General features: G+C 38.7%; 14 protein-coding genes. 8 read left to right on the forward strand and 6 right to left on the reverse strand.

What is annotated here, in order from left to right; all coding sequences use genetic code 11:
• The first annotated feature begins 56 nt into the window (after window positions 1–56).
• From mreC to rodA, 4 genes are read left to right on the forward strand one after another with little or no spacing between them, the layout of a single operon-like run.
• Window positions 57–896 carry a rod shape-determining protein MreC gene (mreC, locus tag QZ738_RS17140; protein WP_293788953.1) on the forward strand — a complete coding sequence of 280 codons (840 nt, stop codon included), beginning with the start codon at window positions 57–59 and terminating at the stop codon, window positions 894–896.
• Entirely contained in the window at window positions 889–1,404 is a 516-nt protein-coding gene (locus QZ738_RS17145; RefSeq protein ID WP_293788954.1) for a rod shape-determining protein MreD, read from the forward strand. Before mreC ends, QZ738_RS17145 begins: the two co-directional genes overlap by 8 nt.
• Window positions 1,405–3,417, forward strand: coding sequence for a penicillin-binding protein 2 (gene mrdA, locus QZ738_RS17150; RefSeq protein WP_293788955.1), 2,013 nt, complete (start codon window positions 1,405–1,407; stop codon window positions 3,415–3,417).
• Entirely contained in the window at window positions 3,414–4,679 is a 1,266-nt protein-coding gene (gene rodA, locus QZ738_RS17155; protein ID WP_293788956.1) for a rod shape-determining protein RodA, read from the forward strand. Before mrdA ends, rodA begins: the two co-directional genes overlap by 4 nt.
• A gap of 449 nt (window positions 4,680–5,128) precedes the next feature.
• Here the strand turns inward: rodA and QZ738_RS17160 are convergent, their stop codons facing one another.
• Window positions 5,129–6,361 (reverse strand): hypothetical protein, encoded by a 1,233-nt coding sequence (locus tag QZ738_RS17160; protein ID WP_293788957.1) that lies wholly within the window; start codon window positions 6,359–6,361, stop codon window positions 5,129–5,131.
• Between the two features lie 645 nt (window positions 6,362–7,006).
• On the opposite strand from QZ738_RS17160, the gene QZ738_RS17165 reads away from it, so the two are divergent.
• From QZ738_RS17165 to QZ738_RS17180, 4 genes are all read left to right on the forward strand, one after another.
• Window positions 7,007–7,588, forward strand: coding sequence for a thymidine kinase (locus tag QZ738_RS17165; RefSeq protein ID WP_293788958.1), 582 nt, complete (start codon window positions 7,007–7,009; stop codon window positions 7,586–7,588).
• Window positions 7,589–7,633: 45 nt separating this feature from the next.
• Window positions 7,634–8,233, forward strand: coding sequence for a Crp/Fnr family transcriptional regulator (locus tag QZ738_RS17170; RefSeq protein WP_293788959.1), 600 nt, complete (start codon window positions 7,634–7,636; stop codon window positions 8,231–8,233).
• Window positions 8,234–8,363: 130 nt separating this feature from the next.
• The gene (locus QZ738_RS17175; RefSeq protein WP_293788960.1) at window positions 8,364–9,296 is read left to right on the forward strand and encodes an NAD-dependent epimerase/dehydratase family protein; all 933 of its coding nucleotides are present in this window, start codon (window positions 8,364–8,366) and stop codon (window positions 9,294–9,296) included.
• Window positions 9,297–9,342: 46 nt separating this feature from the next.
• Window positions 9,343–10,161 (forward strand): NAD-binding protein, encoded by an 819-nt coding sequence (locus tag QZ738_RS17180; protein WP_293788961.1) that lies wholly within the window; start codon window positions 9,343–9,345, stop codon window positions 10,159–10,161.
• A 117-nt stretch (window positions 10,162–10,278) separates the two neighbouring features.
• Here QZ738_RS17180 and QZ738_RS17185 read toward each other — a convergent pair whose 3' ends face one another.
• From QZ738_RS17185 to QZ738_RS17205, 5 genes are all read right to left on the reverse strand, one after another.
• Entirely contained in the window at window positions 10,279–13,665 is a 3,387-nt protein-coding gene (locus QZ738_RS17185) for a DEAD/DEAH box helicase (protein WP_293788962.1), read from the reverse strand.
• A 193-nt stretch (window positions 13,666–13,858) separates the two neighbouring features.
• Complete coding sequence (locus tag QZ738_RS17190; protein ID WP_293788963.1) at window positions 13,859–14,716, reverse strand: alpha/beta hydrolase; 858 nt, start codon at window positions 14,714–14,716, stop codon at window positions 13,859–13,861.
• A 17-nt stretch (window positions 14,717–14,733) separates the two neighbouring features.
• The gene (locus tag QZ738_RS17195) at window positions 14,734–15,201 is read right to left on the reverse strand and encodes a nucleoside triphosphate pyrophosphohydrolase family protein (RefSeq protein WP_293788964.1); all 468 of its coding nucleotides are present in this window, start codon (window positions 15,199–15,201) and stop codon (window positions 14,734–14,736) included.
• Between the two features lie 338 nt (window positions 15,202–15,539).
• Window positions 15,540–16,277: a LytTR family DNA-binding domain-containing protein gene (locus tag QZ738_RS17200; protein ID WP_293788965.1), complete on the reverse strand. Its 738-nt coding sequence runs from the start codon at window positions 16,275–16,277 to the stop codon at window positions 15,540–15,542.
• Window positions 16,278–16,345: 68 nt separating this feature from the next.
• Window positions 16,346–17,353: a sensor histidine kinase gene (locus QZ738_RS17205; RefSeq protein WP_293788966.1), complete on the reverse strand. Its 1,008-nt coding sequence runs from the start codon at window positions 17,351–17,353 to the stop codon at window positions 16,346–16,348.
• Window positions 17,354–17,475: the final 122 nt, after the last annotated feature.

The following is a 17,475-nucleotide window of genomic DNA, read 5'->3' on the forward strand; positions in this document are numbered from 1 at the left end:
CCACTTCTACGCCAAACGATTAACTCCCAACTCCGAACTTTTAACTCCAAACTCAAATGCGTAACCTTTGGATTTTCATCAGCAGATACAACGCATTTTTCTTGTTTATCATGTTTTTCGTTGTCGGCATTTACCTTACGGTTAAAAATAATGCTTACCAGAGAAGCGTAACTTTAAATTCCAGCAACGAGGTTGTAGGTACTGCCTATGAAAGGTTAAACGTTTTCAAACGATATTTGAACCTGGGCATGGTTAACGATAGCCTTGCCGCAGAAAACGCCAAACTTAAAAGCCAATTACTGAAATTAACTACTATAGACACGGCCAAAGATGTTAAAGTGGTAGATACGGTCAACAATCAACAATATACCTATCTGGCAGCCAAAGTGGTTAAAAATTCGGTCACTTTGCGCAACAACATCATGACGATTAATAAAGGTACAGTTGATGGGATTAAAAGTGGTATGGCTGTAATTGCTCCTCAACGCGGAGTAGTTGGTTTTATCCGTGATGTTTCTGCACATCTGGCCACCATCCAGTCATTATTGCATAAAGATACGAAGATCAGTGTAACCTTGAAAAAGAACCATGCACTAGGTTCATTGGTTTGGGGCGATGGAAATTTTGATATTAAAAAGGCATTTGTAAAAGAGGTACCCAATCATATTAAAATGTATGTTGGCGATACCGTTGTCACTTCCGGTTATGGCTCCTTTCCTGCAGGGGTCCTGGTTGGAAAAATCAGTAAGGCCAATGTGGCCACAAATGATAATTTTTTATCAGCAGAATTAAATTTGTTTACTGACTTTAGTACGTTGCAATATGTATATGTGGTTAAAGATAAAAGAGCTGATGAACAGAAAGCTTTAGAAAGCATGGCTAAACCTAATGAATAGTAGAATCATAATTGTAAATATTGTCAGGTGGTTTTTACTGCTTTTTGTGCAGATTTTTCTGCTCAAGAATATGGGTTTTTACGATCTTTCAACCCCTTTCATCTATGTGCTGTTTTTACTCCTGCTCCCATTTGGCATTCCCAATATTTTATTATACTCACTGGCTTTTGCCACAGGATTAGCCCTCGATGCTTTTTACGATACCATGGGCGTACATGCTACAGCCTGTGTGGTCCTGGCTTTAGTAAGGATTTCCTTTATTTCCATCAGCTTAAACCGCGATGCCATTGACGATCCGGAACCATCGTTAAGTTATATGGGTTTCCAATGGTTTTCACTTTATACTTTTCTTTGCGTTGCAGCACACCACCTCGTGTTATTTTTTCTGGAAACATTCAGGTTAACCGAAGTTGGTTATACTTTAATGAGATGCGGTTTAAGTTGTATCTTTACACTGCTTATTATTTTTTTGGTAGAGTTTATATTCTATAGAAGAACGCCACGCTAAATGGATCAATTATTTAACCGGAAATATATCGTCCAGGGATTATTTATTGTAGTCGCCCTCATTTTATTGGGAAAGTTATTCTATATCCAGATTATTAGCGACAAGGCATTTAGCTCCGCCGAGAGTAACGTACTCCGTAAAATTTATAAATACCCTGCCCGCGGAGCCATCCTCGACCGGAATATGAAGGTAATTGTGCAGAACGAACCTGTTTACGATTTAATGGTGATCCCAAACGAGGTTAAACCCTTTGATACCCTCGGATTGGCCAATGCTTTAGAAATCACTATTGAAGATGTGCGTAAAAAGCTGAAAAAAGCAAAAGCGCAATCTCCTTATCAATCTACATTTTTTGAAAGACAGATTTCGGTACAGAGTTATGCACGCTTACAGGAAATCATGTATCGTTTCCCTGGCTTCAGAACACAGGACAGGACGATCAGGCATTATCCAGATAGCATTGCCGGACAGCTTTTCGGCTATGTAAAAGAAGTAAATCCTGATGATATTGAAAAATCTGAAGGTTATTATAAACCGGGCGATTTTATTGGAAAAAGTGGGTTGGAGCGGTCCTACGAAGATTTTTTAAGGGGCAAAAAAGGGGTGATCAATACACTTTACGATGCCAGAAACGTTGCTCAGGGAAGTTATGCCAACGGTAAATACGATATAAATGCGGTATCCGGAGACCGCTTAATTTCTTCTTTAGACATCAGAATCCAACGCCTTGGCGAAGAATTGATGAAAAATAAAGTAGGTGCAATTGTGGCCATTGAGCCGGCAACCGGAGAAATCCTGGCATTTGTAAGCAGTCCAGGCTATGACCCTAACCAGTTAGTGGGTAAAGATTGGGGAAAAAACTACATGAGTTTGATTGCAAATCCTTATCGCCCACAGATTGTAAGGCCTATTGCCGGACAATATTCTCCCGGATCATCATTTAAGCCTGTTGATGCTTTGGTTGCCCTGCAAGATGGTGCCATAGATCCGAATACTACATTTTTCTGTCCGGGTTATTATATGGCCGGAAATCATAAAGTAAAGTGTGAGCACGTTGATGGCACCATTAACATGCAACGTGGCATTGCCCGTTCCTGCAACACCTATTTCTGCCATGTTTTTCAGAACATTATCACGAAAAACGGCATGAAAAACCAACGCCAAACTTATGCGCATTGGCATGAACAGATTTCAAAATGGGGTTTTGGCCAGAAATTGGGCATTGATATGCCTTTCGAAAAAAAGGGTATATTTTATCAGGCTGATCATTATGATAAAATTTATGGCAAACGCTGGGGATATACCACTGTAATTTCACAGGCCATTGGTCAGGGTGAGATTACCTCTACTCCATTACAAATGGCCAATGTAATGGCCGCCATTGCTAACCGTGGCTATTATTTAAAACCTCACTTAATTAAAGGTATCGGCGATAAAAATGTAGTTAAGAAAGAGTATGTAGTTAAAAACTATGTAGGTGTAGATGAAAAATACTTTCCTATTGTAATCGATGGCATGCGGGATGCAGTAAATAGTCCTTGGGGAACGGCAAAAGAATCGCAGATACCCAACATTCTGATGTGCGGTAAAACCGGAACCGTACAAAACCCACATGGCAAAAACCACTCTGTTTTTATTGGTTTTGCGCCTATGAACAAGCCTAAAATTGCCATTGCCGTGATTGTAGAAAATGGCGGTTATGGAGGATCTTATGCTGCACCGATTTCGAGTTTTATTGTAGAGAAATACTTAACCGATAGCATTAAACCACGTTCTAACGGTTATACCGTTAAAGCATTCGCCGAAACCAATCTTTTACCGGCTTTGATTGATAAGACCAAAAAGGTAAAACCCACCAAATTAGACAGTTTAAAACTAAAAAAAGCCGATTCGCTTAAAAAGGTTAAAGACAGCTTAAAAATTAAACCCGCTGTACTTAAACAAACCGTCGCTACCAAGTTAAAAGTAAATCAACCTAGTATAAACAATAAACCTGTAACCAATAAGCAATGATTCAACAACAGGGAAACCGTTTCTTTTTTAATGTAGATTGGATTACCGTTTTAATCTATATTGCTTTATGTACAGTTGGTTTTATTAATGTTTATGCTTCTATCTACAATCCAGATAAAGCAACAGGTTTTGATTTTGCGAGCAGTTATGGTAAACAATTAATCTATGTCATTACCGGCGTGATATTGGGCCTGTCCATTTTATTGTTCGACGGCAGATTATTTAACGTATTTGCACCATTTATCTACGGCGCTACCCTATTTTTGCTTGTAGTAGTACTGTTTGTCGGGAGAAATGTTGGCGGAAACCAGGCCTGGATCCCGATAGGCTCTTTTAGGTTGCAGCCTTCGGAGTTTGCCAAATTTGGTACAGCCTTACTTTTAGCGAGGTATGTGAGCACATTTAATCCAAAATTCAGGGATATTAAATCGATTGTCATTGCCGGTTTAATTGTATTAGCTCCGCTTTTGTTAATTATGCTACAACCTGACACAGGCTCTGCATTGGTTTTCTTGGCCTTTATGTTCCCCTTATATAGGGAGGGGCTATCGGGTTACTTCCTGTTGATTTTCCTTGGAATGATTGTACTCTTCGTTGCCGATTTCCTGGTACCCACTTACATCTTGATCCTTATCCTTACCACTATCGGCGGGCTTTTTATCTATAACAACAGGCGTAAACAGAAGATCATTATCTCCACCATATTGGTAACCATCATTGCCATTGCTTATTTATTTGTAGTTAAAATTGCCTACGAAAAAGTTTTGGCACCTCATCAACGCAGCCGCATTGAGTTGATGTTAGGCCTTAAGGCTGATAATAAAGGTGCGGGTTATAATGTCATCCAATCGCAGATTGCCATTGGCTCTGGGCAGTTAACGGGTCGTGGTTTTTTACAGGGTACCCAAACCAAATATGGTTATGTACCTGCTCAAAGTACCGACTTTATCTTTTCTACCATTGGCGAAGAATGGGGCTTTGTGGGCTGTTCTGTGGTAATTGGCCTGTATATGTTTTTATTGCTCCGGTTGATTAATCTGGCAGAAAGACAACGGTCTACTTTCTCCAGGGTTTACGGCTACAGCGTGGCCTGCATCTTCTTTTTCCACGTGTTTATCAATATCGGAATGACTATTGGAATTATTCCGGTAATCGGGATTCCGCTACCGTTTATCAGTTATGGCGGTTCGTCGTTATGGAGTTTTACCATCCTGTTGTTTATATTTTTGAAACTGGATTCTAACCGGATGGGGTTTATTTAAAGAGTCGGAAGTCCTGAGTCTTTAGTCTGAAGTCGACACTTCGTAGTGTATATTGCCAACCTTATTTAACAATCTTTGCGCTAGCTGGTATGGTCGAGGTATTTATTGTTTTTGAAAGCAAAACCAGTAATCAAATTATCGTATGCTCCCGCTAAACGCTTCACTTCCTGTCCGCTTTTATCGCCCGCACCGGGCAGCGGTTTAGGCGGGCAATACAATGCTGCTATCCGCAGTGAATAAACCCGACAAAAATGGAAATCCTTTTTGAAGCCGTAACATCCGTATTACGCAGCAGCTTTCTCAAAAAGATTGAAATGATGGCGGGGCTACAGCACCTGTGAAATACCGAACGTTCGTTTCTAAATCAAAAAACTAAAAGTATTTTTGTTTGAGTGTAGCGCGCAGTTATATCATTCACTAAACCGCTTAACACCAGCCGCTAACCGCTCTTATTTACTAAACCTTCTATTTAACAGCTCGTAAAACTGATCAACAGTGGCCTGTTTACTGGCCCAGTTATTTTTTACTGCATAATTATTTTGAAGATAACTATCTGCGGCTTCGAAACTGTTCATCTTATTGATGATATCAATTACTTCAGAATAGGCCAGGTTATAGCCATTAAAAAGATCTTTAATAAAAAGTAACTTTTCATTTAAATTAATGGCCTGTTTTAAATCGGAAATCGGTGCTTTAACGGGCTCATTATTCTGGCTGTTTGTTTTGGCCAATAAGTCGTTTAAACTTGGTGCCGGTTTTGCCACTACGGGCTGCGGAGTTGGTTTTACAGGCACAGCTTCAGGTCTGAATATGGGCCGCTCCTCATCTACAGATGGTGAAATAATGGGGTCATCCAGTTTTACATCTTTTATTGCTTCAATAGGTTGAGTAGCAGGTGTGGGTATAGGTTCTTCCACTTTAACGGCCACAACAGGCTCTTCCAACTTTTCAGCCGCGATGGGCTCCTCTTTAACAATTGTTTCGGCTGCTGCTTCTTGATGCGGAATTAAAAAAGGCTCAGGACCAATTTCATCTTCATCAGCTGGCTGCGGTTCCTCCTGAATAGCTAAAGTTGCTTCTTTATCATGAATAATCTTTTTACGCGCTAAAATTTCTGCTTCTTCCTGGCTTAGAGGGCGATCAAAAATTTCGTCTACAGATCCATTCGCAACCGGATTTGCTTCGTAATCAAACTGATCGTTTTGATGATGCGTATTGAGTACAAATTCGAAAGTATGGTCGTCCTGATCGGGCTTAAAAAAATCCTTATTCAAAAGTGAAGCAGCTTTGTGTTCTTCAATTAATTCATCATCAAGCACTTCCTGTTCAGGTTTTATATCTACGCGCTCTTCCTCTTCCTGGGCCGTTACCACTTCTTCCAGTTCCTGCGGAGCAAAACGTTCATCATTGTCCGCAGAACTTTTTTCAGGTTCCGGCAATACAATCGTATTTTGTTCGGCTAACAAGCTATGTTTTCCGACTTCAGTTGATTTATTTTCTATTGTGGCATTTAATTTTTTGACGATATTAACATGATCAGAAAGGAAATGGGCATTAGCCAGAAACAGCTCCAATTCCAAATCGTTTAATTGCTGCGGATTTTGAGCCAAAAACTGGTATTGCTCATTTAACTCTGTTAAAATACTGCCTATCTTTCTGAAAATATCTTGTTGGTTCATCATAAAATTAAAACGAAATTTTAGCCAATTTATGTTGCTAACTAAGTGTTCAAAAATAACACAAAATTTAATATTTATTTTATTGTCATTGATCCTTAAAAGGTAACAATTTAACACCTATTATCTGACAAAATAACTCAATATATATCACAAACCTAATAATATCTGATTTGTTTTCCGTGACTAAAACAAGCTTATAATTTTTGGGAGAATTTTCCTCTTTGTGCAAAATAGATCTGAGCTCTTCATAAACTACCGCCTTTCAGATTGATGATATTATTGTATTTTTATCAAATTTATTTTCAAAACATAACAACTATGCGCTCACAAACCTGTGCTATACTTTTGGGTATATCTGAAATTTTTGTTCTATTAATCGCTTTATTAATTTTTTGGTCGGTAGCCAATTTTGGAAAGAATACTTCTTTGGGATTTTGGGGTTCATTACTACTGGCAATATTTACCACTCCGATTATCGCCTTTTTAATTATTTTAATTTTTTTCAGAAAACGGTAACTGCCAAATATCAAGGAAGTTTGCAAAAATGATTAAGTTAAAAAAGTCATTACTTATTATTTTTAACCTTTTTGAAATACAAAATCCTCATATTTGTTTGGTTTAAAGTATAGGGGAAATAAAAAAACAGGCATGTTATTTAGCGAACAGAATTTTAGGAGAAGGGGCGAATTTTCGGGAAGTATAGAAGTGGTATGTGGCTCTATGTTTTCCGGTAAAACTGAAGAACTGATCAGAAGGCTAAAGCGGGCGCAGATTGCTAAACTAAATGTCGAAATTTTTAAACCCCGTACCGATACCCGTTATCATGAAACTGCCGTGGTTTCGCACGATTTAAACTCAATCAACTCCACTCCCGTTGATAGCGCTTCAGCCATTTTATTGCTGGGTACCAATACACAGGTGGTGGGTATAGATGAGGCACAGTTTTTTGATGATGAACTACCAGATGTTTGCAATAAACTGGCACTTAAGGGCATACGCGTGATTATTGCTGGTTTAGATATGGATTTTACAGGGAAACCTTTTGGCCCGATGCCAGCTTTGATGGCCATTGCCGAACATGTGACTAAAGTAAATGCGGTTTGTGTTTGTTGTGGTAATCCTGCTCTTTACAGTTACCGTACTGTTGCCGATGAAGCTACGGTGTTACTGGGCGAAAAGGAAAGTTACGAGCCACGTTGCAGAGCCTGTTATAATCTGGATAAAGGATAACCCTCACATGATTATTCCTTATCTTTAAGCCAGTTTATTAGCGGTATGTACAAACAAGCTCAATTAGAAGCCTTCAGAAAGGGTATTGCTCAATTTGTAACATTTAATGATGCGGAATGGAAAATCTTTACTCCATACGTTAGTTTTTCCATCCTAAGCAAAAAAGAACATTTTGCAGTTGAAGGAAAAGTTTGCGACTACATGTGTTTTATTACCAGTGGCGCCGTTCGTTACTACCATATCAAAGACGGGCAGGAAATTACGGGATACTTTAGCTTTGAAAATGAGTTGATGAGTGCTTATAAAAGTTTCCTGAAACGCACGCCCAACACCAATTACATTCAGGCACTTGAAGAAACAGCATTGGTGATGATTTCATACCAAAATCTTCAACAAATGTTAAATCACCCGATATTGGCTTTAAAAATGGAACGTTTCGGTCGCTTAATTGCCGAATATTATATCTGCTGTTATGAAGACCGGGTAACTGCTTTTATTACCCAGAGTCCGGAAGAGCGTTACATCACACTCGAAAAAACAGGAAAAAATATTTTCCAACGCATTCCACAACACTTTATTGCCAACTTTTTAGGCATTACGCCTGTTTCACTTTCCCGGATCCGTAAACGAACGCTTCTGCAATAAAGAGTTGTCGACTTTCTAGCAAATGCGCTATCGAAGTTCTTCATACGGAATAATCCAAAAACCTTATCTTTTGTTAACGTTTTCATAGTTCGGTGCCGCATAACTTTGAACCAATCAAAAAAACAAAGATATGCACACTATACTTGGCGCCGGCGGGCCAACTGCAAACGCACTAACCAGAGAATTACTTAATACAGACGAAACCATTAGGTTGGTTAGCCGAAAACCAATTTCTACAAACTTCCCGCAGGTAAGCTGGGTTAAGGCAGATTTATTAAATGAAGCTGAACTTTTTGCAGCAGCCGAAGGTTCGAAAGTGATTTACCTGTGTGCGGGTTTGGTTTATGATGCCAAGATATGGCAAGAACAGTGGCCGGTTATCATTCAAAATGTAATGAACTTAACCAAGCGTACTGGCGCAAGGTTAATTTTTTTCGATAATGTTTATATGTATGGGCTGGTAAATGGACCGATGACAGAAGATACACCTTACCAACCATGTAGTTTAAAAGGTGAAGTAAGGGCAAAAGTAGCCGAACAATTAATGAACGAATCCAAAACAGGCAAAATAAATGTAACCATTGCACGTGCTGCAGATTTTTACGGAGCCGATTCGATGAACAGCTTTTTTGACATGATGGTGCTCGATAAGTTTGCCAAAAAAGAAAAAGCGCAATGGATAGGCAACCCTGGTACACTACACAGCTTTACCTATGTTGAAGATGCAGGAAGAGCCTTATTTTTGTTAGGACAAACACCCGGTTCCGGCAACCAGATCTGGCACCTTCCCACTGCCGCTCCTTTAAAAGGAAAAGCATTCATTGAAATGGCCGCTAAAATTTATGAAACCAAACCCCGGTATATAACTATTAATAAACTAATGCTGCGCCTGGTAGGTTTATTTAAAAAAGTAGTTGCCGGTACAGTAGAAATGTACTATCAGTATGACCATGATTATCATTTCGATTCTACCAAATTTGAAAAGGCCTTCAACTTTAAGCCTACCGCTTACCATGATGGGATACTAAAACTATCACAAACCATGTATAAGAAACAGAATTGATATGAAATGGGAGAAATGATAGGCTAACTCTTTATCTTTATCGCAAATGATTCAAGATAATAAAAAGGATAGCAAAGTTCGAACCGTATCTATTTTAGGTTGCGGTTGGTTTGGCCTTGCTTTAGCCAAAAAACTGGTCGGATTAAATTATATGGTTAAAGGTTCTACCACCAGTCAGGATAAATTAGCGATCCTCCAATCGGAACATATACAGCCATTTTTAGTAAATTTTACGGCAGAATCGATTGTTACGGATGCTGCTTTTTTTGAGGCTGATGTACTGTTTATCTGTATTCCCCCAAAGCGAAATTCAGCTGAATTACTTGATTATCCGAAAAAGATCAATTCAATTTTGGCCGCAGCAGAAAATAGATCAAAACATGTGGTATTGATCAGTTCGACCAGTGTTTATGCTGATGAAAATAAAACAGTAAATGAAAACAGCGAAACCATTCCGGATACGGATTCGGGAAAGTTTGTTTTAGCTGCCGAAATACTTTTTAAGGAATTATTTCCTGAAAAGGCAACGGTAATTCGCTTTGCGGGCTTGATTGGTCCAGAACGTAACCCGGGTAGATTTTTTGCCGGAAAAACAAACATTCCGAATGGTTTGGCTCCGGTAAACCTGATCCACCAGACCGATGCCGTTGGCCTTGCAATAAAACTTTTGGAAAAGCAGGCATTTGGCCAAACATATAATGCCTGCTCACCAAACCATCCTGCAAAAATGGATTTTTATGCGGAAGCGGCCAAAGCATTGGGTTTAGTTATTCCTGAATTTATTGAAGAAAAGAAAAACTGGAAGATTGTAGAGAGTTTGAATGTGCCAAAGTACCTGGATTATGAATTTAAGATAGCGATTTAACTACTATGGTCGTCATTGCGAGAAGGCTTTTTCAGCCGACGAAGCAATCTTCTGGCAAGGAACAACTAGCAGGAAAGATTGCTTCGTCGTTCCTCCTCGCAATGACGAAACCTACTATTAACTCAACAACCCTAACAACTCTTTTTTGGTTAAATTTTTAAAGAAACTTCCTTCTGTCTGGATCAGATTCTTTACCAAATCCTTTTTAGTTGCCTGGAGTTTCATGATTTTTTCTTCAATAGTATCAGGGCAGATTAGCCTGACCGCCATTACATTTTTATGTTGGCCAATTCTGTATGCCCTATCAATCGCCTGGTTTTCTACCGCAGGGTTCCACCATGGATCAACCAGGTAAACATAATCGGCTTCAGTTAAATTCAATCCCGTACCGCCCGCTTTTAAACTAATCAGAAAAACCGGAATATCGGCATTTTCCTGAAATGAAGCAACCGCTTCAGCCCTTTTCCGCGTTTGCCCGGTAAGATATTCGTACCTGATTCCCTTATTTTCCAGTTGCTTTTTAATCAGGTCGAGCATGGTAACAAACTGAGAAAAAACAAGAATTTTATGCTTTCCTACCCTGTTTTCTATCTGCTCTATCAGCACATCAATTTTTGAAGAAGCCTGCAGATAAGATTTTCCATCAGCCAGCAAAGCTGCCGAATTGCAAATCTGCCTTAACGTGGTGATGCTTTTCAATACATGCATCGAACTTTTAGGCAGTTCATCTTCCTGTTTACCCAAAATATAATCCTGGATTTCCTTTTTATTGGCTTCATAAACTTCTCGCTGCTCCTCACCCATTTCGCAATACAGTACAATTTCAGTTTTATCGGGAAGCTCTTTTGCTACCTGTTCTTTGGTTCTGCGGAGGATAAAAGGTCTTATTTTTTTCTGGAGTTCCTCGGCTCTTTTACTATCCTTAAATTGGTCGATCGGGGTAGAATATAAATCGGCAAACTGTTGTTTACTTCCAAACAAACCCGGGCAGGCAAATGACAGCTGCCCGTATAAATCAAAGGTATTATTCTCAATAGGCGTCCCCGTCATCACTACTTTATTTCGAGATTGCAGCATTCTGACCGCCTTATAACGTTGGGAATCGGGATTTTTGATCAGCTGCGATTCATCCAAAAAGATATAATTGAAGCGATAATCTTTCAGGAAACGGATATCGGAAAGCAATGTTCCATATGAAGTTAAAATAATTTCATAATCATCGAAAGTATCCGTTGTTTTTGTCCGTTCGCCAGCATAAATGGTTTTTACTTTTATTGACGGTGCAAATTTCTCTACTTCTGCCTTCCAATTAAATATTAAAGAAGCTGGCACAACCACCAGATTGGTATTGTGTTTTACTTTTTCACGCTGTGATAAAATGAAAGCCAAAACCTGAATGGTTTTACCCAACCCCATATCATCGGCCAAACAGGCACCAAAGTTAAAGTCATCTAAAAAATTGAGCCAGTTTAAACCATCTTTCTGGTAATGGCGCAACGTTGCGGTTAAACCTTCCGGTACCTCAACCTCCTGGATGGAATTGCTTCTTTCAAATTTCTGCCGGTACAGTTTTAATTCGTTTTTAACTTCACCATCTAACAGTGCATCCTCATATAGCTCATTTATCGAAGCAAATTTGATTTTCGGTGTAAGAATGGCATCTTCAGTTACTTCGCCAGCACCGAAATAAGCCGAAAATTTCTCTATCCATTCATGCGGAAGTATGCCAAGGGTTCCGTCATCAAGTGTTACAAATTTGCTTTTGTTTCTGATCGATTTATGGAGATGTTTAAGTGCCACCTGTTTTTTGCCAAACTTCACTTTTACTTTGGTTTCAAACCAATCCGTTCCGCTTAATACTTCAATATTGATTTTAGCCTTAAACTCACTAAATTTATTGTTTTTGAGTTGATTGAACCCTAAAATATGAATGCCTTTATTTCGCCATTCTTCAAAAGCATTCAGGAACCAGGCTTCTTCCATAAACCTTTTGCGGTGCAGATAAAAAGAATCGTTGGTTTCCTGCTCGTAGAAATAAGGATGTTGTTTTAAAATGTCACCAATAAACTGCAACTCTGCCGCTTCATCACGGTGCAGGGTAAAAAGATTGCCCAGTTTATCCTGTGCCTGAATTTGCTTTTTAGAAAGAACAGGGATTTCCAGGTTTCCATAACGCATAACCGGCGTAAGCAGAATATAATCTTCAGATTCTGACAGGTAGATCAATTGCTCGTTTTCGAGATCGAAACCTTTTTCTTCAATCTGACTTTTGGTGGCAGGTTTTAAATAAGCATAATCAACTTGGATACTTCCTTCTAAAGGCACCAGAATATTTTTTTGAAACTCCAGATATTTTGTTTTGTGCAGGACTAATCTGTTGCTCTGTTTTTTGAAAAAACCAATTACCCGTAAAAAATCGAGTCTGCCAATTAGATAAAGTTGGTTGTAAAGTTTAACAAAGTACTGGTGTACCAACACCAGGCTATCCAGCTCGTATGATTTCCCTTCGATAATCAACCGACCTGTAATTTCATAATAATCATCGCGTTGGTTTACCGAAAGGTGTAAATCTAACTCCAGCAAATGTACCTCAACTGCGATAATGGTAGAGGCTTGAATTGCAACAGATTGCTTACTATCCTGTAAATAAAGAGGAACCTTTAGCGGATTTTTCACAATCGCTTTTAAAGCTTCAATTTCTGCCTCGCTTTGTTCGTGATTATATTGCTGTTGAAAAGCAATGATGCCACTGTAAAACTTTAACTGATCGCTATCACTGGTTTTAAACAGCAAATCTACCGGATTTATACCCATGAGAGGATTTTTCACCTTACCGTTTTTGGTAGTTTTGGCTGAGAATAATTCTATAATTAGATTATTATAATAGCGGTGCTGCCCAAAAACCAGGATCATTTTACCTGGATCACTTTTGACCGGTAGTTTTGACTTGGATTTACTAGCTGGCAACAAAAGTTCCTGTAAATTCTGCTGAACTTCTTTGTTGAAAGGTTGGAGCGCATCCATTTTCGGCCGGATTACAACCTGGCTGTTTTCGTAACGGAGATTGAACAGCAGATCGAGATGCGCCTCTTTTTCCAACCCATAATCGATTGCAATTTTGGCAAGCTTTTGTTGGCGCAGGTTACTATCAAAAAAAATGAGCAGATCCGGGCGCTGAAGGATATTATACAAAACCCTCGCCTGGTGTTCGCATAACTTATGTTTAGGTGTAGCACACCTGCAGGAAAGTTTTACAGCGTTTTCATTTTGCTGAACCTGCACAATTGGAAAAGCTGATCCAGCGGTTTCATCGCTAAAAGCAGCAAAATCAATCTCAATCTGTTCTGGAAAAAGCTGATAAAAACCTTTAACATCTGTATGGATCAGTCCGCTTAAATGCTTTAGGATAACAATCTGGCTCAGGTTTTTCAGATTGAAATCCCTTAATATGTAATCGTAAGGATTTTGTTCTGATACCGGATGCGTTGTTACCTGTTCACTCATTTAAACTAAAAAGCTAAAGTGATAAAAGTAATCATTAATAAGTTTTAGCTAAAATGACTTTTTAGCTTTTTATGCACAATTAATGGATATAAATGATTTTTAGTTTAGCGAAACTAAATTTTGATAGATTTTTCCATTTCGTCACAATCAGTCGGGAAGAACTAAGCATGTACCACAACGGTCAAATGACGATTTATGTGGTTGAAAATGCAGATATTCTCTCCACAATATCTTCAATTACATCCGCAGATTTGAGGATTTTATAATGGCCTACCTCTTCAAATGATTTGGCGTTTATCGCAGGATTTTTAGCTAAAAACTCTTTTAGGAATGGATATGGGGAGATATGATCATCAGGATCGTAAGCCAGAAAATGATCCAAATCTGGACCTAATTGATAAAGTTCTGCCAGATTAAAGTGTTCAGCCGGAACTGGAAATTCTTTGGCAAAGTTGCTGAAAAAGATATCCTGATCCTTTGTGCCAATGTTTACCGAATCCAAACTTTGTGCGAAGTTTTCTCTCAGTTTGATCAACGGTGCAATGCTAACAAGCAAGTGAGGAAGAATCGATAATTCCTGTACAGCAATTACGTTAGCCATGCCACCAAGTGAATGCCCCACAAGGACATCGGGCATTGCATAATTTAAAGCAATAGATTTTACTGAATCTGCATATAACATCAGGTTGGAAAACTCGGAAACTGAACTTCCGTTGCCAGGTGCATCAAAAGCAATTATCTCCAGGTCATCTATTTTCTGAAGTTCAATAATCAGCTCATAAAAATCCAAAGCTTTTGAGGCCCAGCCGTGTGTAAGTAATACTTTTCGCTTTCCATTTCCCCAGCTAAAACAATTAATGGTGACGTTGGCTTTGGTAAAATAGGTATCAAAAACGGGAAGGCTAAACTGTTTTGAAGCCGTAATAAGCTGTTCCTGATGCAGGCGTAAAGGCATTTTAGGCGAATAAAAAATAAATTCACGCATGAGCGCGGCATCAGGTGCGGCCTGTGTTAATTTAAGCCCATTTACAATTTGTTTTAGTCTTTTCAACAGCAATTAATTTATACTTAAACCAGATGTGATTTTAAATCAGCCGGCGAATAGTTAATTGATTTCAAGGTTTTATCGTCAGATTTCCTGAACACCAAAAACAGTCCGTCTACTTCTTTATAATAAGATTCGGTCCCGTCTTTTTCTAAATAAAACCGGATGGTTTGCTCAGCTTCTTCTATCGTTTTACAGGCTTTGCTCATGTTAGAACGGTGAACTTCGTCAAATAACGTTTTAAATTTTCCGCCCAGGCCGAACTCGTGTATGGCACCCGCTAAAACATACTGCAAATCGCAAAGGGCATCGGCAACTTCTACCAGATCGTCATTTTCTACGGCTTCCTGTAGCTCTTTTAATTCCTCTGCTAAAAGCGAAATGCGTAAATTAGCCCGTTGTTTTGAAGGAATTACCGGATTCTCAAGAATTGGATGTTTAAAGGTAGTGTGAAATTCTGCAACCTGATTTAGCGAATTTGTCTCTTGCATGATGGTGTCTGGTTTAATCGTGATGCAGCAAACTTAAAAAAAATCGGAAGAAATATCGGGCAGAATTTATGCACAGGTTGGTTAATCGGTTAATTGTTTAATTGGTTAACTGAAAATTGCCAGGCATCAACTGCAAATTGTCAATTGTAAATTGTCAATTGTAAACTGTCAACTGCAAATTGCCAACTGAAAACTGGTGAGATTGGTTAATCGGTTAATTGTTTAATTGGTTAATTGTTTAATTGGTTAATTGTTTAATTGGTTAACTGAAAATTGTAAACTGTAAACTGCCAACTGAAAACTGCAAATTGTCAACTGAAAACTGAAAACTAAAAAAATCAGTTCCCACCCTTCTTCCCTTCCCTTACCACTTTAAAAAATTCCTCTTTATAGGTTTCGCCAACGGGGATGGCCTGATCGTTGATATAAACCGTATTTCCATCTATCATCTTAATTTTTTCCAGCGAAATAATGTAAGATTTGTGGATACGGTAAAAAGGTGGCTGTGGTAGTTCCGTTTCCAACTCCCGCAAGGCCTGGTACGTCACAATTCTTTGCGTAGCCGTATATACCGAAACATAGTTTTTCAGTCCCTCTATGTAGAGAATCTCGTCATAATTAACCTTGATAAACTTATTTTTGGTATCGCCTTTAATAAAAATAAAATCATTTCCTTGCACTAAAGGCTTTAAAGCAACTTCTTGCTGAACAGGTATGACGGGCATTAAAATCTGCTGTGCTTTCGTTGCTGCTTTGTAGAAACGTTCGTAAGAGATCGGTTTCAGGAGATAATCTACCACGTCCAGGTCAAAACCTTCCAAAGCGTACTCTGGGTATGCCGTTGTTAAAATCACCTTGCATTTACCGCCACAGATTTTCAAAAACTGGATTCCTGTTAACTCAGGCATCTGTATATCCAGGAAAACAAGATCTACTTTACCCTCCTGTACCAGGTTAAGTGCTTCAAAAGCATTGGTAGTAGTTCCAACCAAATCTAAAAATGGAGTTTTGTTGATAAAGGCAGCAATAATATCTGAAGCATAAGATTCATCATCAACGGCAAGGCAACGGATCATAGGTGATGGATATGGGTTAACGGTTAGGGTTTGGCAGATTAAGATATTTCAATGATACAAATTATACATCAGAGATTTAAGATCAAAGTACTTTTATAGGTATTTCCATTGTTCGAAATCAATAACTCATGTTTATCGGGATAGATCAGATCTAACCTGCGATGGATATTCACCATACCTACACCACTTGAGCGGTCTTTTTGTGCATGACTGATCTTATTGCTCACTTCAAAGCTTAATCTTTTGTTTTGCACTTTCAGTTTAATACGCACAGGCTGAGTTGCGTCGTTTACCACACCATGTTTAAAAGCATTTTCAACAAATGGAATCAAAATCAGTGAAGCTATTTTTTGATCGCTAACGCCCTCTGCAGTAAAATCCACATAAAATTTGGGTTCAAAACGCATCCTGAATAATGCCACATAACTTTCCAGATATTCCACTTCCTTATCTAAACTCACCTTACCATCCGGGCTGTCGTTCAAGGTATAACGCATCAGGTCTGACAAACGCAGAACAGCATTGGCCAGCTGATCTGAAACAGGAATAGCCAGCGAATAAACATAATTTAAAGTATTGTACAGAAAATGGGGATTAATCTGCGACTTCAAAAATGAGAGTTCAGCCTTAACTACTTCTTCCTTAAGTTTACGGTTCGCCTGCTCTGATTTAAAACTTTTTTCAATACCATATACCGCAGCTGGCACCACAATAAAAGCAATGCTCCAATAAATATTATCTGAGATGTATCCCCAGGCAGTAACTTCATCACTATAATTATGGAAACCAAACCATTTTAAGTAAAGCACTTCTTCTATGATGTACCGGAGTGAAATAAATACTGCAATAGTAAACAGAATAGCACCAATTAGTTGCAATACCTTACCCTTTTTCAAAAAACGCGGATAAGCCCATAGGTAACAGATATAAAATTCGATCAACTGAATAAAATTCATGGAGACATTAAATGCAACCCTGGTGAAGGTAGTTCCGGAAATTAAAGTGCCTCCGTATAAATAACCCAATACCAGCAACCAGCATAAAATATGAATAAAAATGGTTTTGATTGTTTTCATGCCCTAAATCTATATAAAGCTTTGGTATCCGCCTATTTTCTTATTCCAAACAGGTAAATAATTATCCCAACGTATCCAACCGGAGGACGAATGCCTGTTATACTTTAAAAAAGGATTGGGAT

The sequence above is a fragment of the uncultured Pedobacter sp. genome (assembly GCF_913776295.1).
In the GTDB taxonomy this organism is placed as follows: Bacteria; Bacteroidota; Bacteroidia; order Sphingobacteriales; family Sphingobacteriaceae; genus Pedobacter.